This is a genomic window from Nocardia sp. NPDC004718, assembly GCF_053601535.1.
This window is the reverse complement of record NZ_JBSGCA010000016.1, coordinates 68,599-89,664: the sequence shown is the minus strand read 5'-3', so window position 1 is coordinate 89,664 and position 21,066 is coordinate 68,599. Positions and strand designations below refer to the sequence as shown.

At 70.3% G+C, this 21,066-nt stretch carries 23 protein-coding genes; 17 read left to right on the top strand and 6 right to left on the bottom strand.

Annotation, left to right across the window (positions count from 1 at the left end):
- Nucleotides 1-58 precede the first annotated feature (58 nt).
- The 5 genes from ACWEH3_RS14925 to hisH all read left to right on the top strand — a co-directional run bounded on the left by ACWEH3_RS14925 (nt 59) and on the right by hisH (nt 5,669).
- On the top strand, nt 59-1,690 hold the full coding sequence (locus ACWEH3_RS14925) for a protein kinase domain-containing protein (protein WP_450016153.1): 1,632 nt from the start codon (nt 59-61) through the stop codon (nt 1,688-1,690).
- A gap of 222 nt (nt 1,691-1,912) precedes the next feature.
- Entirely contained in the window at nt 1,913-3,250 is a 1,338-nt protein-coding gene (hisD, locus tag ACWEH3_RS14920) for a histidinol dehydrogenase (RefSeq protein ID WP_450016155.1), read from the top strand.
- A complete protein-coding gene (locus tag ACWEH3_RS14915) occupies nt 3,247-4,380 on the top strand; it encodes a histidinol-phosphate transaminase (RefSeq protein ID WP_450016157.1) in 1,134 nt (377 codons plus the stop codon). Before hisD ends, ACWEH3_RS14915 begins: the two co-directional genes overlap by 4 nt.
- 45 nt (nt 4,381-4,425) lie before the next feature.
- Nucleotides 4,426-5,040, top strand: coding sequence for an imidazoleglycerol-phosphate dehydratase HisB (gene hisB / locus ACWEH3_RS14910; protein WP_039797249.1), 615 nt, complete (start codon nt 4,426-4,428; stop codon nt 5,038-5,040).
- The gene (gene hisH, locus ACWEH3_RS14905) at nt 5,037-5,669 is read left to right on the top strand and encodes an imidazole glycerol phosphate synthase subunit HisH (protein ID WP_450016160.1); all 633 of its coding nucleotides are present in this window, start codon (nt 5,037-5,039) and stop codon (nt 5,667-5,669) included. The genes hisB and hisH overlap by 4 nt, the downstream gene beginning before the upstream one ends.
- 40 nt (nt 5,670-5,709) lie before the next feature.
- Here hisH and ACWEH3_RS14900 read toward each other — a convergent pair whose 3' ends face one another.
- The gene (locus tag ACWEH3_RS14900) at nt 5,710-6,171 is read right to left on the bottom strand and encodes a hypothetical protein (RefSeq protein ID WP_450016162.1); all 462 of its coding nucleotides are present in this window, start codon (nt 6,169-6,171) and stop codon (nt 5,710-5,712) included.
- 204 nt (nt 6,172-6,375) lie between these two features.
- Nucleotides 6,376-6,894, bottom strand: coding sequence for a nuclear transport factor 2 family protein (locus tag ACWEH3_RS14895; RefSeq protein WP_450016164.1), 519 nt, complete (start codon nt 6,892-6,894; stop codon nt 6,376-6,378).
- Between the two features lie 291 nt (nt 6,895-7,185).
- Between ACWEH3_RS14895 and priA the strand changes: the two genes are divergently transcribed.
- Genes priA through hisI form a run of 5 tightly spaced genes read left to right on the top strand, consistent with a single transcriptional unit; the run spans nt 7,186 to nt 10,910 of the window.
- Nucleotides 7,186-7,917, top strand: a complete 732-nt coding sequence (gene priA / locus ACWEH3_RS14890) for a bifunctional 1-(5-phosphoribosyl)-5-((5-phosphoribosylamino)methylideneamino)imidazole-4-carboxamide isomerase/phosphoribosylanthranilate isomerase PriA (RefSeq protein WP_450016166.1) — start codon at nt 7,186-7,188, stop codon at nt 7,915-7,917.
- A complete protein-coding gene (locus ACWEH3_RS14885) occupies nt 7,914-8,729 on the top strand; it encodes an inositol monophosphatase family protein (protein ID WP_450016168.1) in 816 nt (271 codons plus the stop codon). The genes priA and ACWEH3_RS14885 overlap by 4 nt, the downstream gene beginning before the upstream one ends.
- A gap of 4 nt (nt 8,730-8,733) precedes the next feature.
- On the top strand, nt 8,734-9,507 hold the full coding sequence (gene hisF / locus ACWEH3_RS14880; RefSeq protein WP_379255610.1) for an imidazole glycerol phosphate synthase subunit HisF: 774 nt from the start codon (nt 8,734-8,736) through the stop codon (nt 9,505-9,507).
- A 59-nt stretch (nt 9,508-9,566) separates the two neighbouring features.
- Nucleotides 9,567-10,511: a TIGR03564 family F420-dependent LLM class oxidoreductase gene (locus tag ACWEH3_RS14875; protein WP_452358331.1), complete on the top strand. Its 945-nt coding sequence runs from the start codon at nt 9,567-9,569 to the stop codon at nt 10,509-10,511.
- Nucleotides 10,512-10,562: 51 nt separating this feature from the next.
- A complete protein-coding gene (gene hisI / locus ACWEH3_RS14870; RefSeq protein ID WP_195082714.1) occupies nt 10,563-10,910 on the top strand; it encodes a phosphoribosyl-AMP cyclohydrolase in 348 nt (115 codons plus the stop codon).
- 81 nt (nt 10,911-10,991) lie between these two features.
- On the opposite strand, the gene ACWEH3_RS14865 is transcribed toward hisI, so the two are convergent.
- The 4 genes from ACWEH3_RS14865 to ACWEH3_RS14850 all read right to left on the bottom strand — a co-directional run bounded on the left by ACWEH3_RS14865 (nt 10,992) and on the right by ACWEH3_RS14850 (nt 13,360).
- Entirely contained in the window at nt 10,992-11,444 is a 453-nt protein-coding gene (locus ACWEH3_RS14865) for a MarR family winged helix-turn-helix transcriptional regulator (RefSeq protein WP_450016290.1), read from the bottom strand.
- Nucleotides 11,445-11,645: 201 nt separating this feature from the next.
- On the bottom strand, nt 11,646-12,200 hold the full coding sequence (locus ACWEH3_RS14860) for a permease (RefSeq protein ID WP_450016173.1): 555 nt from the start codon (nt 12,198-12,200) through the stop codon (nt 11,646-11,648).
- 257 nt (nt 12,201-12,457) lie between these two features.
- Nucleotides 12,458-12,913, bottom strand: a complete 456-nt coding sequence (locus tag ACWEH3_RS14855) for a peroxiredoxin (RefSeq protein ID WP_450016175.1) — start codon at nt 12,911-12,913, stop codon at nt 12,458-12,460.
- Between the two features lie 135 nt (nt 12,914-13,048).
- A complete protein-coding gene (locus ACWEH3_RS14850; protein WP_379255605.1) occupies nt 13,049-13,360 on the bottom strand; it encodes a hypothetical protein in 312 nt (103 codons plus the stop codon).
- A gap of 189 nt (nt 13,361-13,549) precedes the next feature.
- Here ACWEH3_RS14850 and ACWEH3_RS14845 point away from each other — a divergent pair, with 189 nt between their 5' ends.
- From ACWEH3_RS14845 to ACWEH3_RS14815, 7 genes are all read left to right on the top strand, one after another.
- Complete coding sequence (locus tag ACWEH3_RS14845; RefSeq protein WP_450016177.1) at nt 13,550-15,109, top strand: anthranilate synthase component I; 1,560 nt, start codon at nt 13,550-13,552, stop codon at nt 15,107-15,109.
- Nucleotides 15,106-15,921, top strand: coding sequence for a TIGR02234 family membrane protein (locus ACWEH3_RS14840; RefSeq protein ID WP_450016179.1), 816 nt, complete (start codon nt 15,106-15,108; stop codon nt 15,919-15,921). The genes ACWEH3_RS14845 and ACWEH3_RS14840 overlap by 4 nt, the downstream gene beginning before the upstream one ends.
- 183 nt (nt 15,922-16,104) lie before the next feature.
- On the top strand, nt 16,105-16,923 hold the full coding sequence (gene trpC / locus ACWEH3_RS14835) for an indole-3-glycerol phosphate synthase TrpC (protein WP_039797261.1): 819 nt from the start codon (nt 16,105-16,107) through the stop codon (nt 16,921-16,923).
- Nucleotides 16,920-18,185, top strand: a complete 1,266-nt coding sequence (trpB, locus tag ACWEH3_RS14830; protein ID WP_450016181.1) for a tryptophan synthase subunit beta — start codon at nt 16,920-16,922, stop codon at nt 18,183-18,185. Before trpC ends, trpB begins: the two co-directional genes overlap by 4 nt.
- Nucleotides 18,182-18,982 carry a tryptophan synthase subunit alpha gene (trpA, locus tag ACWEH3_RS14825; protein WP_450016183.1) on the top strand — a complete coding sequence of 267 codons (801 nt, stop codon included), beginning with the start codon at nt 18,182-18,184 and terminating at the stop codon, nt 18,980-18,982. The genes trpB and trpA overlap by 4 nt, the downstream gene beginning before the upstream one ends.
- A gap of 207 nt (nt 18,983-19,189) precedes the next feature.
- Nucleotides 19,190-20,314, top strand: a complete 1,125-nt coding sequence (gene lgt / locus ACWEH3_RS14820; RefSeq protein WP_450016185.1) for a prolipoprotein diacylglyceryl transferase — start codon at nt 19,190-19,192, stop codon at nt 20,312-20,314.
- A gap of 231 nt (nt 20,315-20,545) precedes the next feature.
- Entirely contained in the window at nt 20,546-21,043 is a 498-nt protein-coding gene (locus tag ACWEH3_RS14815) for a TM2 domain-containing protein (protein ID WP_450016187.1), read from the top strand.
- Nucleotides 21,044-21,066: the final 23 nt, after the last annotated feature.

The window sequence follows — 21,066 nt, the reverse complement described above, 5'->3', positions numbered from 1 at the left end:
CGCGTGCGAGCATTCCTACGCCCGCTACACTCATCCCCGGACCGCGTGAGTAATCAATATGCGGGATGTCACGATTTCGAGAAGGTTCGGAGTAGGCGCCATCGATACCGGTCAGTTGATCGCGGAGCATTACCGCCTGGTCGAGCGGATTGGTAGCGGCGGCACGGGCGTGGTCTGGCGTGCCGTCGACGAACGCCTCCAGCGCTCCGTGGCCGTCAAGCAGATCCACATCCAGCCGAGCCTGCCCGAGGCCGAACGCGACGTGGTGCGCCAGCGCGCGATCCGGGAGGCCCGCAACGCCGCTCGTTTCCAGCATCCGAACGCGATCGTCGTGTTCGACATCACCGAGCACGAGGGCGACCCCTGCCTGGTGATGGAGTACTTGAAGTCCAAGAGCCTCGCCGCGGTGATCGCCGCTCAGGGCACCTTGCCGCTGACCCAGGTCGCGCGGATCGGCGAGCAGGTCGCCTCGGCGCTGATCGCCGCGCATCAGGCGGGCATCGTGCACCGTGACGTGAAACCGGGCAACATCCTGCTCGATGATCACGGCACGGTGAAGATCACCGACTTCGGCATCTCCCGCGCCACCGGTGACGTCACGCTCACCGAGACCGGGCTGATCTGCGGCACCGCCGCCTACCTCGCGCCCGAGGTCGCCCGTGGCTCCGATCCGAGTCCCGCCTCCGATGTGTTCGCGCTGGGCGCCACGCTGTTCCACGCGCTCGAGGGCGAACCGCCCTACGGTGCGGGCTCCAATCCGCTCGCGGTGCTCTACGCGGCCGCGAACGGTCAGCTGAGCGAACCGCGCAACGCCGGTCCCGCCACGGACTTCCTGCTCGACCTGCTCAGTCCAGAGCCGCGCGAGCGTCCGAGCATGCGGGCGGCGCGCGAGCACCTCGCCGCGTTCGCCGACGCGGGTCCGGCCCCGGTGGCCGCCGGGTTCGTGCCCGCCAGCGAGGCATTCGCCCGGCCGAGGGCGGGCCAGTCGGAATCGGCGACCCGCGAGCTGCGGCCTTCGGCAATGGCGTCGACGCCTTACACGCCGACCGAGCGCCAGCCGCGCCCCCGTCCGGTCTCCCCGCCGCCGGCCGCCCACCCGGACACCGCGGCGCACCCCCGCACCATGGCCCAGCCGCGGCCGCAGCCCCGGCAGGGCTCGGGCGGTAAACGCCGCGCGATCTTGATCGGCGCACTGATCGGCGCGGTCGCCGTCGTCGGGGCCATCGTGGTGAACATGATGAGTTCGTCGGGTTCGGGCACCAGCGCGGCCCAGGGGAGCACGTCTTCCGCGGTCGCGTCGACGCGCCCAGGCGCGAACACCACGTCGGCCGCCGCCTCGGTGGGGGAGACGAAGAGCGTCGGCAAGGCCGACTCGCGGCAGTCCATCGATCTGGTGGTGAATTTCTACAACAATCTGACGTACTTGAGCTTCTCCGCTGCTTGGAAACAGCTGACCCCCGCTGCCCAGCAGGTATACGGCAGCCAGCAAGCATTCGAGGACTATTGGACGCAGAATCGGGTGTCGACGTTCAACACCGTCGACACCGGTGGCGGTTCGGGCGCCAACGCGGACGGTTCGGTGGACGTCAATGTGGCCAGCGTGTCCTACGGGAGCCAGAACAAGTCGGTGACGCTCCGGTTGATCAATCCCGGAAACGGGTCCGTGCTCATCGACAGCGACACCCGCTGACGCGAGCGTCCGGATCCGAACCTGGCGTACCCCGCGACAGATCGAGTGCTGTGCCGGACCTCGGCGCACCGCGGGAACGCCCCCGCTGCCCGGACCTGCGCACATGGGTCCACTGCGGCCCCGCCGCCCGGACCACGCGGATAACGGCTGGCGTCGGCCCATTAGGCTGGTAACGGCAACTTTCCTGTTGCGGAATCAGCTGGAGACAAGGACCGACACCACATGACAACCCGCATCGAGCTCGCCCGCGTCGATCTGCGCGGTCGTACTCCCTCCGTCGCCGAGCTGCGCGCCGCGCTGCCGCGCGGGGGAGTCGACGTGGACTCGGTGCTGCATCAGGTGCGTCCGGTGGTCGAGGCGATCCGTGATCACGGTGTGTCGGCGGCGCTGGAGTTCAGCGAGCGCTTCGACGGGGTCATCCCGGCGACGGTGCGGGTGCCCGCGGCCGAGCTGGAAGCCGCGCTGGAGCGGCTGGATCCGGCGGTCCGCGCCGCACTGGAGGAATCCATCGCCAGGGCGCGCAAGGTGCACGCCGATCAGCGGCGCGCCGACAAGACCACCGAGGTGGTGCCGGGCGGCACCGTCACCGAGCGCTGGGTGCCCGTCGAGCGGGTCGGCCTGTACGTGCCGGGCGGGAACGCCGTCTACCCGTCCAGCGTCGTGATGAACGTGGTGCCCGCGCAGACCGCGGGCGTCGGCTCGCTGGTGGTGGCCTCGCCGCCGCAGGCGCAGTTCGGCGGGCTGCCGCACCCCACCATCCTGGCCGCGGCGCAGCTGCTCGGCGTCGACGAGGTGTGGGCGGTCGGCGGCGCCCAGGGCGTCGCGCTGCTGTCCTACGGCGGTGTCGACACCGACGGCGCGCAGCTGGAACCGGTCGATCTGATCACCGGGCCGGGCAACATCTACGTCACTGCGGCCAAACGCCTGTGCCGCGGCCTGGTCGGCATCGACGCCGAGGCGGGGCCCACCGAGATCGCCATCCTCGCCGACGCGACCGCCGATCCGGCGCACGTCGCCGCCGACCTGATCAGCCAGGCCGAGCACGATGTCCTCGCCGCGAGCGTGCTGGTCACCGACAGCGAGCAGCTCGCCGACGCGGTGGACGCCGCGCTCACCACGCAGCTGGCCGTGGTCAAGCACGCCCACCGGGTGACCGAGGCGCTGCGCGGCAGGCAATCCGGCACCGTCCTGGTCGACGACATCGAGCAGGGCCTGCGCGTGGTGAACGCCTACGCCGCCGAGCACCTGGAGATCCAGACCGCCGACGCGCCCGCGGTCGCGGCCAGGGTGCGCAGCGCGGGCGCGGTGTTCGTCGGCGCGTACGCGCCGGTCAGCCTCGGTGACTACTGCGCGGGCTCCAACCACGTGCTGCCCACCGCGGGCTGCGCGCGGCACTCCTCCGGCCTGAGCGTGCAGACCTTCCTGCGCGGCATCCACGTCGTGGAGTACACCGAAGCGGCGCTGAAGGATGTCGCGGGCCACGTGGTGGCGCTGGCGAACGCCGAGGACCTGCCCGCGCACGGCCAGGCCGTGCAGGCGCGTTTCGAGGCCCTGTCGTGACGCGCGCGGTGAGCGCGCCCGGCGCGGACCTGACCCTGGAAGATCTGCCGCTGCGGGAGAACCTGCGTGGTAAGAAGCCCTACGGCGCACCGCAATTGACGGTACCCGTGCAGTTGAACACGAACGAGAATCCGCATCCGCCGAGCCGGGCGCTGATCGACGATGTCGCCGAATCGATCCGGGCGGCCGCCGCGGACCTGCACCGCTACCCGGACCGCGACGCCGTCGCGTTGCGCACCGACCTGGCGCGGTATCTGAGCGCGCAGACCGGTGTCGCGGTGCAGACGGGCAACGTCTGGGCGGCCAACGGCTCCAACGAGATCCTGCAGCAGCTGCTGCAGGCCTTCGGCGGGCCGGGCCGCAGCGCACTGGGTTTCGTGCCCTCGTACTCGATGCACCCGATCATCTCCGAGGGCATCGACACCGAGTGGATCGAGGCCAAGCGCAACGCCGACTTCTCCCTCGACATCGAGCACGCGCTGGCCGCCATCGCCGAGCGCAGGCCGGATGTGGTGTTCGTGACCAGCCCGAACAATCCCACCGGGCACAGCATTCCGCAGGACGACCTCGCGCGCATTCTCGCGGCCGCTCCCGGCATCGTGGTGGTCGACGAGGCTTACGGCGAATTCTCCGCGCAGCCGAGCGCCATCGGGCTGATCGACCGTTTCCCCGCGAAGCTCGTGGTGACCAGGACGATGAGCAAGGCCTTCGCGTTCGCCGGTGGGCGTCTGGGCTATCTGGTCGCCGCACCCGCGGTGATCGACGCGATGCTGTTGGTGCGGCTGCCCTACCACCTGTCGGTGGTCACCCAGGCCGCCGCGCGCGCCGCCCTGCGGCATGCCGAGGAGACCCTCGGCAGCGTCGCCGAACTGGCCGCGCAGCGCGACCGGGTGGCGGCGGCGCTGCGGGAACTCGGTTACGACGTGATCCCCAGCGACGCCAACTTCCTACTGTTCGGCCGCTTCACCGACGCGGCGCGCAGTTGGCAGCGCTACCTCGATCACGGCGTGCTCATCCGTGACGTCGGCCTGCCCGGCTACCTGCGCACCACGATCGGCCTCGCCGCCGAGAACGACGAACTGTTGCGGGTGAGCGGACTGCTGGCGGGCACCGACCTGGCACCGCGATGAACCAGCGCCCGATATCCCTAGGCGACAATTCGATTGGACGTGAGCATGAGTAGGACCGCCCGGGTGGAGCGGGTCACCAAGGAATCCAGCATCGTGGTCGAGCTGGATCTCGACGGCACCGGCAAGACCGAGATCGCCACCGGCGTCCCCTTCTACGACCACATGCTGACCGCGCTCGGCGCGCACGCGAGCTTCGACCTGACCGTGCGCGCGGAGGGCGACATCGAGATCGAGGCGCATCACACGGTCGAGGACACCGCGATCGTGTTCGGTCAGGCACTGGGCAAGGCGCTGGGCGACAAGGCGGGCATCCGCCGGTTCGGCGACGCCTACATCCCGATGGACGAGACGCTGGCGCACGCCGCGGTCGACGTGTCCGGCCGCCCCTACTGCGTGCACACCGGGGAGCCGGATCACCTGCTGCACACGGTGATTCCCGGTTCCGGGCCCGGCGCGCCGTACTCCACGGTGCTCAACCGCCACGTCTTCGAGTCGATAGCGCTGAACGCGCGCATCGCGCTGCATGTGCGGGTGCTCTACGGCCGCGACCAGCACCACGTCACCGAGGCCGAGTTCAAGGCGGTGGCGCGTGCGCTGCGCACCGCGGTCGAACTCGATCCCCGGGTGAGCGGGATTCCGTCGACGAAGGGAACCCTGTGAGCAAGTCCGTGGCCCTGCTCGACTACGGCTCCGGAAACCTGCACTCCGCCGAACGGGCGCTGGCGAGGGCGGGCGCGCGGGTGGAGGTGACCGCCGACCCCGAAGCGGTGCTGGCCGCCGACGGTCTGGTCGTGCCCGGCGTCGGAGCGTTCGCCGCGTGCATGGCGGGACTGCGCGGGGTGCGGGGCGAGCGCCTGATCGGTCAGCGGCTGGCCGGCGGCCGGCCGGTGCTGGGCATCTGCGTCGGCATGCAGATCCTGTTCGAGCGGGGCGTCGAGTTCGGCGAGGAGACCGACGGGTGCGCCGAATGGCCCGGCACGGTCGAACGGCTGTCCGCGCCGGTGCTGCCGCACATGGGGTGGAACACCGTCTCCGCGCCGTCCGACAGCGTGCTGTTCGCGGGTCTCGACGCCGACACCCGGTTCTACTTCGTGCACTCCTACGCCGCCCAGACCTGGGATCTGCCGCCCAGCGAGCACTTCGCCGCACCCAAGCTGACCTGGGCCGAGCACGGAGTGCCGTTCCTGGCGGCGGTGGAGAACGGTGCGCTGTCGGCGACCCAGTTCCACCCGGAGAAGTCCGGTGACGCGGGTGCACACCTGTTGCGCAACTGGGTGAACGCGCTGTAGGCCGGTCCCGCGCACGGAGCGCGCGAGACCGGCCGCCCGGTCAGTGCTTCCTGACCTTGCTGACCAGCCAGCGCCCGTCGACCCGGTCCACCGTCACGGTCATCGACATGCGGCTGGTCTGCGGGAGACCGTCGGTCTCGTCGCTGGTCACCGTCCGCACCACGTCGACGTCCACCTCGGCCCGGTTGTCGTCACCGGAGACGATGCGGCAATCGGCCGAGTTGGCCTCGGCGCGAAGGTGCGCGGCCTCCGCGCTCGACTGGATGTTGGCGCGGAAGTTCTCGAACTCGGTCCGGAATTCCCCGGTGCTGAGGTCGAGCATCCGCCGCGCGTGGTCGCCGAACCGCGCGTAGTCGTAGGTCGCCGCGGCGAAACCGAATTCGCATCCCGCCAGCCGCGCCTCCTCGGGCGGGGCGGCGGTGGCGGCGGGTGCGGCGACGAAGGCCGCGGAGCAGGCGACTGCCGAAAGAGACAGGGCGGCAGCGAGTTTGGATCGTGACATGCACTTCCTCGGTGCGAAATGGAAGCGGCGACCGGGGGTGATCGCCGAGCGGAGACGATACCGCCCGCGCCGCCCCGGATCGCGGCGATCTCGTGACGGATCACGACATCCCGGCTTCGCTGGAACTCGCCGAGCGAGCGGCGCCCGAGCACCGTCGTCGGGCGTCATGCGCCCGCTCGGCGTGGCGCCGGAGCCGAGCGGTGCTCACGGGCGCGTGCCGGTGGACCAGATCGGGTTGGTCTCCACCCGGGACAAGCGCCAGCCTTCGCCGGTGCGGATCGCGTCGAAGCGGTAGACCTCGCCGAGGGTGTAGACCGGCTGCGGAGGTGTCCCGTCGGAGGCGGCGAGCGCGAAGGTGGCGATCAGGTTGGCCCGGACGTCCGCCGTGTCGCCGCGCATGTCGATCAGCACATTGCCGATGACGTGCTGGATGCGCAGATTTTCGCCGTGATTGCGGCTCGCCTGGGCGATCAGCGCGTCGCGGCCCTCGGCCGTGCCGCCGGGGGTCTTCGCGGTCGCGTCGGGGGTGTAGATCGTCCGCAGGTCGTCGAATCGTCCCTCGTCCAGAGCGCGACCGAGCCGGTCGACCAAGGCGGTGATCTGCCCGCGGTCCAGCAGTTCGCGCACCTCCGCCGTCGGTGTCGCGGTGGCCGAGGCGCAGGCGGCGGTGAGTGCGGCCAGCGGGAGGGTCAGCAGGGGGAGGGCGAGCCGGACTTTGCGCATCGAACGCACCTTTCCGATAACGTTGGTGATTCCAACATTGGCTCCACCAACTTAACAGATTGTGGGCGCAGCCAACAAATTTTGGGGGAATGGCCGCGTGGACATCGCGCAGGTGAAGGTTCGCGGCGCACCCGCCAGGCTGGTCGATCGAGTCGCGTCTGGAGCGATACGGTCGACCGGTCGCACACCGGCGGCCAGTGGCTCACGTCGATCGGCCCGAATCCGTGATCGAGCTCCCATCCGCCCAGGCCCTGCACTCGGACGCGGCCGGGTAACCACTAGGCTGCTCTCGTGAGTCTTGTGCTGCTACCCGCCGTCGATGTCGCCAACGGAGAGGCCGTGCGCCTCGTGCAAGGAGAAGCCGGAAGCGAAACCAGCTACGGCTCGCCTCGTGAGGCGGCGCTGGCCTGGCAGGAAGCCGGCGCGGAATGGGTGCACCTGGTCGACCTGGACGCGGCCTTCGGGCGCGGCTCGAACCGGGAACTGCTCGCGGGCGTCGTCGGCGAGCTCGACGTCAAGGTCGAACTGTCCGGAGGCATCCGCGACGACGAGAGCCTGGAAGCGGCCCTGAGCACCGGTTGCGCCCGGGTCAATCTCGGTACCGCCGCGTTGGAGGACCCGGTCTGGTGCGCGAAGGCCATAGCCCGCCACGGCGAGCGCATCGCCATCGGCCTGGACGTGCGCATCGTCGACGGCGAGCACCGGCTGCGCGGACGCGGCTGGGTGAGCGACGGCGGCGACCTGTGGGAGGTGCTCGAGCGGCTGGAACGCGACGGCTGCTCGCGCTACGTGGTGACCGACGTGACCAAGGACGGCACGCTCACCGGCCCGAACCTGGACCTGCTGCGCGAGGTCTGCGCGGCCACCGACGCCCCGGTGATCGCCTCCGGCGGCGTCTCCACTATCGCGGACCTGGTCGCGATCGCCGAACTGGTGCCGGAAGGCGTCGAGGGGTCGATCGTCGGCAAGGCGCTCTACGCGGGCCGGTTCACGCTGCCCGAGGCGCTGGCCGCGGTGAGATGACCCAGGAGCTGTCGGCACTGCTCGCGGAGGCGAGCGAGGTCCTGGACTCGGTGCGCACGCGGTTCATCGAGGGCATCGGCGCGCCGAGCGCGGTCGCCAAGGGCCGCAACGACTTCGCCACCGAGCTGGACCTGGAACTGGAACGCACCGTCTCCGCCGAACTGCGCAGGCGCACCGGCATCGAGGTGCACGGTGAGGAGTTCGGGGGACCGCAACTCACCTCGGGCACCGCATGGGTGCTCGACCCGATCGACGGCACCTTCAACTACTCGTCCGGGCATCCGCTCTCCGGCATGTTGCTCGCGCTGGTTCGCGACGGCGAGCCGGTGCTCGGTCTGACCTGGCTACCGCTGCTCGACCGCCGCTACGCCGCCATGTCCGGAGGCCCAGTGCTGCTGGACGGGCGGCCGCTGCCACCGCTGCCGCGCGGCAAACTGGCCGAGGCGATGATCGGTTTCGGCGCGTTCAACGTCGACTCGCACGGCCGCATCCCCGGCCAGTTCCGCTTCGACCTGCTCGGACCGCTGAGCAGGCTGTCCTCCCGGGTGCGCATGCACGGCTCGACCGGCATCGATCTGGCGTTCACCGCCTCGGGCGTGCTCGGCGGCGCGATCGTGTTCGGGCACCATCCCTGGGACAACGCGGCGGGCGTCGCGCTGGTGCGCGCGGCGGGCGGAGTGGTCACCGACCTGGTGGGCGAGCCGTGGACCATCGCCTCCGGCTCCGTGCTCGCGGCCGCGCCCGGCGTGCACGAAGAACTGCTCGACATGATCTGCACGGTCGCCGATCCGGCGGCCGCGGAGAAAGGGTGAGGCAATGACGTTGGCCGTACGGGTGATCCCGTGTCTGGACGTCGACGCGGGACGCGTGGTGAAGGGCGTCAACTTCGAGAACCTGCGCGACGCGGGTGATCCCGTCGAACTGGCCGCGCTCTACGACGCGCAGGGCGCCGACGAGCTGACCTTCCTCGACGTGACCGCCTCCACCGGCGACCGCGGCACCATGATCGACGTGGTGACCCGCACCGCCGAGCAGATCTTCATCCCGCTCACCGTGGGCGGCGGGGTGCGCACGGTCGAGGACGTGGACCGCCTGCTGCGCGCGGGCGCGGACAAGGTCTCGGTGAACACCGCCGCGATCGCGCGGCCGGAAGTGCTGCGCGAGATGTCCGAGCGATTCGGCTCCCAGTGCATCGTGCTTTCGGTGGACGCGCGCACCGTGCCGCAGGGGCAACCCGACACCCCCTCCGGGTGGGAGGTGACCACTCACGGCGGCAAACGCGGCACCGGCATCGACGCCGTCGAATGGGCCGTGCGCGGCGCCGAACTCGGTGTCGGCGAGATCCTGCTCAATTCGATGGACGCCGATGGCACCAAGGCCGGTTTCGACCTGTCGATGATCCGTGCCGTGCGGGCGGCGGTCACCGTCCCGGTGATCGCCAGCGGCGGCGCGGGCGCGGTCGAGCACTTCGCCCCGGCGGTGCACGCGGGCGCCGACGCGGTGCTCGCCGCCAGCGTGTTCCACTTCGGCGATCTGACCATCGGCCAGGTCAAGGATTCGATGCGGGCGGAGAAAATCGTCATCCGGTAGCGACTGGCGGAAATTCGCCGACCAGGAAGGCAGGTCGAAGCGGCGCGGTTGCATCGGGCATGACCATCGGAATCGCGCTGTCGCCGTTCGCCCTCGACGCCCCCGGCAACGCCGTGGACACGGCGGTGTCGCTGGGTGAGTCGGCGCTCGCCGCCGGAGTGTCGTCCGTGTGGTTCGGCCAGACGCTCAGCTACGACGCCATCGCGCTGGCCGGGATCGTCGGTCGCGCCGTGCCGGGACTCACGGTCGGCACGTCCGCGGTGCCGATCACGGCGCGTCATCCGCTGCTGATCTCCAGCCAGGCGCAGACCGCGCAGGCGGCCACCGGCGGCCGGTTCACCCTCGGGCTCGGCCTGGGCGCGAAATTCCTCGCCGACCCGGTCTTCGGCGGATCCTTCGACCGGCCGATCACCCGGCTGCGCGAGTTCCTCACCGCGCTGCGCACCGTGTTGCACACCGGCACGGTGGATTTCCACGGCGAAACGCTCACCGCCGCCACGCCGCTGCCCGCCGCGGTGGCCGGCGCACGCCCGCAGGTGCCGATCCTGGTGGCCGCCATGGGCCCGCAGGCCCTGCGCGTCACGGGTGAGCTGGCCGACGGCACCCTGCCCTTCCTGGTCGGCCCCAAGGCGCTGGCCGAGCACATCGTCGCACCGCTCACCGCCGCGGCCGAGCGGGCCGGGCGGCCCGCACCCCGGATCACCGTCCTGGTGCCCGGCGTGATCACCGCCGACATCGATGCCGCCCGTGCGGCCGCCGCGGCCCAGACGACGTTCTACGACGACATCCCCTCCTATGCGCGGGTGATCCAGCTGTCCGGTGCCTCGCGGGCGGCGGAACTGGTGGTGATCGGCGACGAGGACCTGATCGCGGCCCGCGTCGCGGAGTACTTCGCGGCGGGCGCGACGGAGGTCGTGTTCTCGCAGACCGATCTGACCACCCCGGAGTACCAGCGGCGCACCTGGGCGGTGCTCGGCGAACTCCAGCGCTCCCGGGTGGGCTGATCGTGCACTCCGGGCGCGCTCGGTCGCGGGCGCCCCTGTTATAACGGTGCTATGAGTCTCGACCCCGCCATCGCCGCCCGTCTCAAGCGCAACGACGCCGGATTGGTCTCGGCCGTCGCGCAGGAACGCGCCACCGGTGACGTGCTGATGGTCGCGTGGATGGACGACGAAGCGCTGGCGCGCACGCTGGAAACCCGTAAGGCCACGTACTATTCGCGTTCCCGTCGGCAGTACTGGGTCAAGGGGGAGACGTCCGGCCACACCCAGTACGTGCACGAAGTACGACTCGACTGCGACGGCGACACGATACTGTTGATTGTCGACCAAGAAGGAGCGGCCTGCCACACCGGCACGCACACCTGCTTCGATTCGGACGTGCTCCTGGCCGCGCGATCCTGAACCGGGGATGCGCTGAACGGGCGCTGTCCGACGTTGTTCGTCTTCAGCCCGCGCATGGCCGCAGCGGAGGCGGAGGTACGTTCAGCTGCCGTTCGGTTGCTGGTCGTCCCGGCTCGCGGGCGCGAGTTCGCCGAGCCGGTCGAGTGCGTCGGCCAGCCGCTCGGCCAGCAGTTCGCCGAGTTCGGCGACCTGCGCCTTCTGCGCCTCGTCCAAGCCGTCGAAGACCAAGTGCCGCACGGCTTCCAGATATCCGGGTGCGGCCTCGACGACCTTCAGGTACCCGTCGTCGGTGAGTACGGCGTGCACGCCGCGCCGCCCCGCCGTCGCCGAACGCTGCGCCCAGCCCATGCGCTCCAATTTGGACACCACATGCGACAACCGCGATAGCGATGCATTTGCCTTGTGGGCAAGCTCACTCATCTGCAGGCGATGGCCCGGTTCCTCCGACAACAGCGTCAATACCCAGTACTCGAAATGCGTCACGCCGGACTCGCGCTGCAGCTGGGTGTCCAGAGCTCCTGGCAGCCGCGTCATCAGCGCCACGATCGCACGCCACGCGCGTTGTTCGACCGGGTCGAGCCACTTCGTCACTGTGTGCCTTCTTTCAAGCCAAGTGACGTGGTTTTGTTCGTTGTCCTAGTGATTGTCGAAAATCTTGTGCACAGTCACCCGCGACATTGAGTTTGCCACGACTTCGCTCGACCGGCATAAAGATGCCGCATGACGTGAGTTCACTCACACGTGGCGCGGCTGCGTGTCCTCGGCCTCCGGTTTCGCCGGGTGGGTGCGCCGCCACCTGCGCAGCAGCAACAGCGCCACGGCGACGAGGAACAACAGCGTCGCGATGACGGCGCCGGTGAGCGCGGCGCCACGGAAGGCGGGCGCGTCGACATCCAAGATCCGCTGACCTGCGTGGGCGGCACTGCTGTTGCCCAGCACGATGGTCAGCGTCATCAGGTTGGGGATGGCGCACAGGATCGCGACCACCGCGGCCGCTCCGGCCAGGAACCTGCCCGCCTTACGCCGCCACACCAGCACGGCGAACAGCAGCAGGAAAAGCGTGACGACGGTGCAGAATCCACCGTAGAACAGCCCCCAGCCGATGCCCTTGGTGAAGCTTCCGTGCACCATCGAGCCGACCCGCTGCGCCCACCAGCGCGGGACGAACGCGGACAGGACGAAATAGGAGACGACCAGCACCGCGAGAATCGCCGCGCCGACGATGATCCGCGTGCGCCAGACGGCTGCCGCGGGTTTGCGCTCGCCCGGCTGCACGTCGGTCGAAGTCATGCGTCCAGCCTAGGCCGCGCCGTCATCGGGAAGCGGCCACGGCGCGCGGATAATGCGTACCTCCGCGTTCGCTGCGGCCGTGCGCTCTGTGCGTACCTCCGCGTTCGCTCCGGCCGTGCGCTCTGTGCGTACCTCCGCCTTCGCTGCGGCCGTGCGCGGATTGAGGACGGACTACGTCCGACGGCGCCATCTGTGCGTACCTCCGCGTTCGCTGTGGCCGTGCGAAGGGCTGATACGGACTGCCCGACAGCGCTCGTCTACCGGTTGCGCAGGTAGTTCAGTGCTTCGTCGGCGTGGACGGCGGCGCGCAGCTCGCCGGTGATGATCTTGCGGATGGTGCGGTCGGTGTCGATGACGAACGTTTGCCGCTTCACCGGTGCGAGTTTGCCCAGCAGCCCGCGCTTGACGCCGAACTTCGCGGCGACGGCGCCGTCGGCGTCGGAGAGCAACGGGTAGCCGAGGCGTTGTTTCTCGGCGAACCCGGCCTGGGTGTCCACGTTGTCGGTGCTGATGCCGACACAGGTGGCGCCGAGTGCGGCGAATTCGGCGGAGAGGTCGCGGAAGTGACAAGCCTCGGCCGTGCAGACGGGCGTGTTCGCCGCGGGATAGAAGAAGAGGACCAGAGGGCCGTCCGCCAGCAGCGCGTCGAGCGAGCGGGTAGTGCCGGATTGATCGGGAAGCTCGAAATCAGGGGCGAGCTGTCCTTGCTGCATACCCGGGAACACTACCGCGCGGTCGGTCGAATCGGGTATTTCGTGCGCGCCGGACCTGGTGCTCGTGCCCGCCGTGCGCTGTCCGCGATCCGATCGCGGCGCCGGTCATCGGGCACGAGCCGAGGGGAAGGGCGGCTACGCGCCGATGAGCGCCGCCACCTCAGGGTTCTTGATCGCCATCACATCGAGGATGCCGTGGGCCCGCAGGAACGGCCTCAGCTCTTTGATGCGGTCGCTGTGGACGGCGTATTCGTCGGGGAAGCGGTTCTTGTCGAGGGACTCCAGTGCTTTGACGTAGGTGACGAAGGACGCGAGCGCGTTGGCCGGGGCGCTTTGCTGGTAGGCCGGATGACTCGTGCCCCCGGTGCGCGGGGCGTGCAGGCGCGGGACGCTGTGGTTCGGGATGTGCCGAGAACCCTCGGGCGCTACCGATTGCGAGGGGTACATCAGTTGTCTCCTCTCGAGATGGATACCGCATGCGACGTGGAACGCCGCGAGTGTAGTGAGCCTGGCCACACCTTCGGCGACCGCGTGGGAACCGGACGGTCGACCTGATTTGTCGGGTTTGTCGCGCCGGGTCGCCGCGTCGGCGGCACCGCTCAATCGCCGGCCGGTCCGGCCTGGGATGATGAGTACATGGCAGGCGCGTCCACTCCCACCACCACGACCCGCGAGCAGTTCCATCAGCTGGCCGCGGAGCACCGGGTGGTCCCGGTCACCCGAAAGGTCCTGGCGGACTCGGAGACTCCGCTGTCGGCCTACCGCAAACTCGCGGCCGACCGGGCGGGCACCTTCCTGTTCGAGTCCGCGGAGAACGGCCGGTCGTGGTCGCGCTGGTCGTTCATCGGCGCGGGCAGCCCCTCGGCGCTGACCGTCGTGGACGGCGAGGCGGCCTGGCTGGGCAACGTCCCGGCCGACGCGCCCTCCGGCGGCGATCCGCTGGTCGCGCTGCGCGAGACGCTGGAGCTGCTGCGCACCGAGCGGCTGCCCGGGCTGCCGCCGCTGACCGGCGGCATGGTCGGCTACCTCGGCTACGACGCGGTGCGCCGGATCGAGCGGCTGCCCGCCCTGGCGCTGGACGATTTGCGACTGCCGGAGATGGTGCTGCTGCTCGCCACCGACCTGGCCGCGTTCGACCACCACGAGGGCGCGATCACACTGATCGCCAACGCGGTGAACTGGAACGGCACCGCCGAGCGCGTCGACGAGGCCTACGATGACGCGGTGGCCCGGCTGGACCGGATGACCGCCGCGCTCGGCGCGCCCGCCGACTCCACCGTGTCGGTGTTCGACCGGCCCGAGCCGCGATACCGGCGCAGGCGCACCACCGAGGAGTTCGGCGCGGGCGTGCGCCGCCTGGTCAAGGAGATCGAGGCGGGCGAAGCGTTCCAGGTGGTGCTGTCCCAGCGTTTCGAGATGGATTACGACGGTGCGCCGATCGATCTGTACCGGATGCTGCGCGCGTCGAATCCGAGCCCCTACATGTACCTGCTGCACATCCCGGACGGCGCGGGCGGCACCGCGTTCTCCATCGTCGGCTCCAGCCCGGAATCACTGGTGACCGTGAAAGACCGTGTGGCGACGACACATCCGATCGCGGGCACCCGCTGGCGCGGCGTCACCGAGGAGGAGGACCTGCTGCTGGAGAAGGGCCTGCTCGCCGACGAGAAGGAGAACGCCGAGCACCTCATGCTCGTCGACCTCGGCCGCAACGACCTGGGCCGGGTGTGCGAGCCGGGCACCGTGCGGGTCACCGAGTACCGCCACATCGAGCGCTACAGCCATGTCATGCACCTCGTGTCGACGGTGTCCGGCCGGTTGGCGCCCGGACGGATCGCGCTGGACGCGGTGCGGGCGTGCTTCCCGGCGGGCACCCTGTCCGGCGCTCCCAAGGTGCGCGCGATGGAGTTGATCGAGGAACTCGAGCCGACCCGGCGTGGCGTCTACGGCGGCGTCGTCGGGTACCTGGACTTCGCCGGTGACGCCGACACGGCCATCGCCATCCGCACCGCGCTGCTGAAGGACGGCACGGCCTACGTGCAGGCGGGCGCAGGCATCGTCGCGGACTCCGACCCCGAGTACGAGGACGTGGAGTCCCGCAACAAGGCGATGGCGGTGCTCAAGGCGATCGCGGCGGCCGGAACGGTGCGGGCCTACGGTACGGAACCCGGTGCGGCGGACGGCGGCACGCGATGACGGCTGCCCATTCCGGAGACGAACCCGACCGAGCGCGAGAACCGACCCCGGACACCGCGGGGCCACAAGCCGTTCCAGCGGCCGACGGCCCGGCCGGACCGGCGAGCGCGGAAGGCCATTCGCGCCGCAACTACCCCGTCGCTCCAGTGGCGTTGCTCGCCCTCGCCGCCGCCGCGCTGTGGGCGTCGTCCCGGATGACCTGGGTGACGGTCACCTCGTCGGACGGTCTCACCCAGCCCCGCACCGATCATCTGAACGGCGGGGTGTGGTTCGGCGCGCTGACCCCGCTGGCGCTGGTCCTGCTCGCCTCGATCGCGGCCGTGCTGGCCACCAAGGGCTGGTTGCGTCGCGTGGTCGGCGTGCTGATTGCGTTGGTCGCCGCGGTGGCCGCGGTGCCCGCGTTCGCGCTGCTGACCGATTCCGGCAAGACCGCCGAGCGGGCCGCGAAGCTCGCGGAGCTCCCGGCGCGCGCGCAGGTCGAGACGGCGACCACCTCGGCGTTCCCCGCCGTGCTCGCGCTGCTCGGCGCGGTCGCCGCGTTCGGCGCGGGCGCGCTGCTGGCCCGCATGCCCGCCGAGACGGCGCGGCTGTCCGGCAAGTACGACAACCCGGTCTTCCGGCGCGCCGCCGCCACGGCGGAGGTCACGCAGCGGCGCGCGCAGTCCCCGGACGACCGGTCGGCACCTCAGCTGTCCGAGCGCGTGCTGTGGGACGCGCTGGACGCGGGCACCGACCCGACCGACGAACCGCAGGCCGGCCAGGCGTCCCCAGAAGATTCCGACCCGGGCGAGGCGGGCCGACGTGGCCGCTGAGCTGTCTCCGCGCGGCAGGTGTGGCGGGTGCCACCTTGCGCGGAGCCCTTCCGCATGGTTCAACCCCAGCCCCGGCGCGAACGCGCCCGGTAGGTCCATTTATTCTTTGACAGCATCGGTGAGACAGCGCCTGGGGGGATTCTCAGGTAGCAAGTCCGTCTCCCCAGAAAGGATTCGAGCCAGATGACGGTACTCGACTCGATTCTCGACGGGGTCCGCGCGGATGTGGCCGCTCGGGAAGCCCTGCTGGACTTCCAGGCGGTCAAGGCGGCCGCCGCGGCGGCCCCCGCGCCGCTGGACGCCCGCGCGGCGCTGCTCGAGGACGGCATCGGCGTGATCGCCGAGGTCAAGCGAGCAAGTCCGTCCAAGGGCGAGCTGGCGGACATCCCGGACCCGGCGAGTCTGGCCAAGGCCTACGAGGACGGTGGCGCGCGGATCATCAGCGTGCTCACCGAGGGCCGCCGCTTCAACGGGTCGCTGGACGACCTGGACGCGGTCCGCGCCACGGTGAGCATCCCGATCCTGCGCAAGGACTTCGTCGTCGGCCCGTACCAGATCCACGAGGCGCGCGCGCACGGCGCGGACGTCATCCTGCTGATCGTCGCGGCGCTGGAACAGGACGTGCTGTCCTCCCTGATCGACCGCACCGAGTCGCTGGGCATGACCGCGCTGGTCGAGGTGCACACCGAGGAGGAGGCCGACCGCGCGCTGGAGGCGGGCGCGTCGGTGATCGGCGTCAACGCCCGCAACCTCAAGACGCTCGAGGTCGACCGCGACGTGTTCGCGCGGATCGCGCCCGGATTGCCCACCGAGGTCATCCGGATCGCCGAGTCCGGCATCCGCGGCACCGCCGATCTGCTGGCCTACGCCGGTGCGGGCGCGGACGCCGTGCTCGTCGGCGAGGGGCTGGTGACCAGTGGCGACCCCCGCGCGGCGGTCTCCGAGCTGGTGACCGCGGGCACCCACCCGTCCTGCCCGAAGCCGGCACGGCGGGGTCGGTGACCGGCGTGGCGGCGGTACCTCAAGCCAGCGACGGCGTCGCCCAGCGCAGCGGCCACGAGCCCGACGTGGGCGGCCACTTCGGCGTCTACGGCGGCAGGCACGTGCCGGAAGCGCTGATGGCCGTCATCGAGGAGGTCACCGCCGAGTACGAGAAGTCCCGGCTCGACGACTCCTTCCTCAACGAACTCGATCGGCTGCAGCGCGACTACACCGGCCGCCCGTCGCCGGTGTTCGAGTGCAAGCGGCTGTCCGAGCACGCGGGCGGCGCCCGCATCCTGCTCAAGCGCGAAGACCTCAACCACACCGGCTCGCACAAGATCAACAATGTGCTCGGCCAGGCGCTGCTCGCCAAGCGGATGGGCAAGACCAGGGTGATCGCGGAGACCGGCGCGGGCCAGCACGGCGTCGCCACGGCGACCACCTGCGCGCTGCTCGGTCTGGACTGCGTCGTCTACATGGGCGCGGTCGACACCGCGCGCCAGGCGCTCAATGTGGCCAGGATGCGCCTGCTCGGCGCCGAGGTGATCTCGGTGACCTCCGGTTCGCAGACGCTCAAGGACGCCATCAACGAGGCGCTGCGCGACTGGGTGACCAACGCCGACGACACCTACTACTGCTTCGGCACGGCCGCGGGCCCGCACCCGTTCCCGATGCTGGTGCGCGATTTCCAGCGCATCATCGGCCTGGAGGCCCGCGCCCAGGTGCAAGCCACCACCGGCCGGTTGCCCGACGCGGTCGTCGCCTGCGTCGGCGGCGGATCCAACGCCATCGGCATCTTCCACGCGTTCCTCGACGACCCCGACGTCCGGCTGATCGGTTACGAAGCGGCCGGTGACGGCGTCGACACCGGCAGGCACGCGGCCACGTTCACCGGCGGGACGCCGGGAGCGTTCCAGGGCGCCTACTCGTACCTGCTGCAGGACGAGGACGGCCAGACCATCGAGTCGCATTCGATCTCGGCGGGCCTGGACTATCCGGGCGTCGGACCCGAGCACGCCTACCTCAAGGACGTCGGCCGCGCCGAATACCGGCCGATCACCGACACCGAGGCGATGGACGCCCTGCTGCTGCTCAGTCGCAAGGAGGGCATCATCCCCGCGATCGAGTCGGCGCACGCGGTGGCAGGCGCCCTGGAACTGGGCAAGGAACTCGGCGAGGGCGCGATCATCCTGGTGAACCTCTCCGGCCGGGGCGACAAGGACATGGACACGGCAGCGCGGTGGTTCGGGCTGTTCGACGAGCCGAAGGAGGAGGGCCGGTGAGCCAGCAGTCCCGCTTGGCGAACACCTTCGCCGCCTGCCGAGCCGAGGGTCGCGCGGCACTGATCGGCTACCTGCCCGCGGGCTACCCCGACCTGGCCGGTTCGATCGAGGTCGTGCGCGCGATGGTCGAAGCCGGATGCGACATCGTCGAGGTCGGCGTCGCCTACTCCGATCCCGTGATGGACGGCCCGACCATCCAGGCCGCCGCCGAACAGGCGCTGCGCGGCGGAGTGCGGGTGCGCGACGTGTTCTCGGTGGTCGAGGCGATCACCGGAGCCGGAGGCAAGGCCGTCGTGATGAGCTACTGGAATCCCGTGCTCCAGTACGGCGTGGATCGCTTCGCGCGGGATCTGGCCGCCGCGGGCGGGGCGGGCATCATCACCCCGAACCTGATTCCGGAAGAGGCCGACGACTGGTTCATCGCCTCGTCCACGCACAACTTGGACCGCATCTTCCTGGTCGCGCCGTCGTCCACCGAGGAACGCCTGGTGAAGACGCTCGAGGCCAGTCGCGGCTTCGTCTACGCGGCCTCGACCATGGGCGTGACCGGCGCGCGGGACGTGGTGTCCTCGGCCGCGCCCGCACTGTGCGCGCGGATCCGGGCCCACTCCGACATCCCGATCGGCGTCGGCCTCGGCGTCCGCTCGGGCGTGCAGGCCGCCGAGATCGCGTCCTACTCCGACGGCGTCATCGTCGGTTCGGCGCTGGTGAGCGCGGCGGGCCGAGGTCTGGACGCGGTGCGAGCACTCACCGCGGAATTGGCCGAAGGCGTGCGGTCGGCGACCGTCGCGTCCTAGCAACCGGTCGGAGTCCAGCGCGGCGCACGGTTCCGCAGCCCGTTCGACGGGCTCCGGACTTCGACCCGCGAGCGGCCGAATCGCCATGATCCGGGATCGGCCGATCGGGCTCGGCACGGGCGCTCTGGGCGTCTTGGGCGAACCCCGACGCGGCGAGGGCGGTGCGGTGGTGGCGGGCCGGTCGAGCATCTCCGCTACGGTGGCCCCGTGACGTTACGAGTCCTCGCAGACAGTGTCCTGGCCGACGGCGGCGTCAGCGGCGCCGTGCTGGCCTACATCCCCAGCCCCGCGCGCGGCGTCTGGCAGCTCGGTCCGTTCCCGCTGCGGGCGTATGCCCTGTGCATCATTCTCGGCATCATCGTCGCGATCTGGTGGGGCGAACGGCGCTGGCGCGCTCGCGGCGGCCAGCCCGGCGCGATCCTGGACGTCGCGATGTTCGCGGTGCCGTTCGGCCTGGTCGGCGGCAGGCTCTACCACGTGGCCACCGACTGGCAGAAATACTTCGGTGCGGGCGGGCACCCGGTCGACGCGCTGAAGATCTACCAAGGCGGGCTCGGCATCTGGGGTGCGGTGCTGCTGGGCGGTATCGGAGCGTGGATCGGCTGCCGGGTATACAAGATCCCGTTGCCCGCTCTGGGTGACGCGGTCGCGCCGCCGATCCTGCTGGCGCAGGCCATCGGCAGGCTCGGCAACTACTTCAACCAAGAGCTCTACGGGCGCGAGACCGACGTGCCGTGGGGCCTGGAGATCTACCGGCGGGTGGGCGACGACGGTCAGCTCGACATGATGAACGGCGCCTCCACCGGCGTGGTCGAAAAGATCGTGCACCCCACCTTCCTGTACGAGCTGCTGTGGAACCTGCTGGTCGTCGTGCTGCTGGTGTACGTGGACCGACGTTTCCGGATCGGTCACGGACGGCTGTTCGCCCTGTACGTCGCCGGCTACTGCTTCGGACGGTTCTTCGTCGAACTGATGCGCGCCGACGAGGCGACGAAGATCGCGGGCATCCGGATCAACTCGTTCACCTCCGCCCTCGTGTTCCTGGCCGCGATCGCCTACTTCGTGTTCGCCACCAAGGGGCGCGAGACGCCCGAGCAGCTGCAACCCGGCGCGACCCCCCGGCCGTGGCCGTGGCAGATCCGCGCGCTGCGTGCCGCCGCAGCGGCGCCGACCGAGAAGTCCTCGGGTACCGGCGAATTCGAGAAGGCCGGGTCCGCCGCCGACGCGGCCGAGACCGGGACGTCCGCTGCCGAGCTGGACGGGCATCGCGAGGGCTCCGAAAGCGGTTCGGAGAAAACGAATTCCGGCACGGCCGCGTCGGACAAGGGCTGATCGCCGCCGGTCGCCGCGACGGCCCGATCCGTCGCGGGCTGCCATCGACTCTCCTCCGCGGCAACGATCGTGCGATCCGCCGCGATAACCACTGGTAGCGCCGAACGCTCCGGGGCGACAACCCGGTCGTTCCCGGTGACAATGACTCGTGATCGTGACGAGCCGCGGTTCGGCGATCCAGTGAGGCCGGGGGCCGACAAGAGGGTGCCCGCACTAATGAGGAGGACATGAGTGACCGACCCTTACCAGCAGAATCCGGGCGCCGGGGGCCCGCAGTACGGCCCGCCGGGCACCGGCCCTGACCTGACCAAGCCGCTGGAGGAGCAGAGCCAGCCGCAGTACAATCCGCCGTCGGACCCCTACAACCAGCAGGCGCAGTACGGCCAGCCCGTCGGCGGCTACGGCCAGCAGCCGGGCGGCTACCCGCAGGCGCCGTACCCGATGGGCCCGCAGGGTTACAACCCGAACGACCCGGAGGCGCCCTGGGGCCGCGACCCGTTCGGTGTTCCGCTGTCGGACAAGCAGAAACTGGTCGCGGGCCTGCTGCAGATCTTCCTCGGCAGTTTCGGCGTCGGCCGTTTCTATCTCGGATACAACGGCTTGGGCATCGCCCAGCTGGTGGTCACGATCCTGACTTGTGGTCTCGGCGGCATCTGGGGTCTCATCGACGGCGTCATGATCTTGGTCGGCAAGGTTCCCGATTCGCAGGGCCGTCCGCTGCGCGACTGACCGCCGCGGTATCGACTATGCCG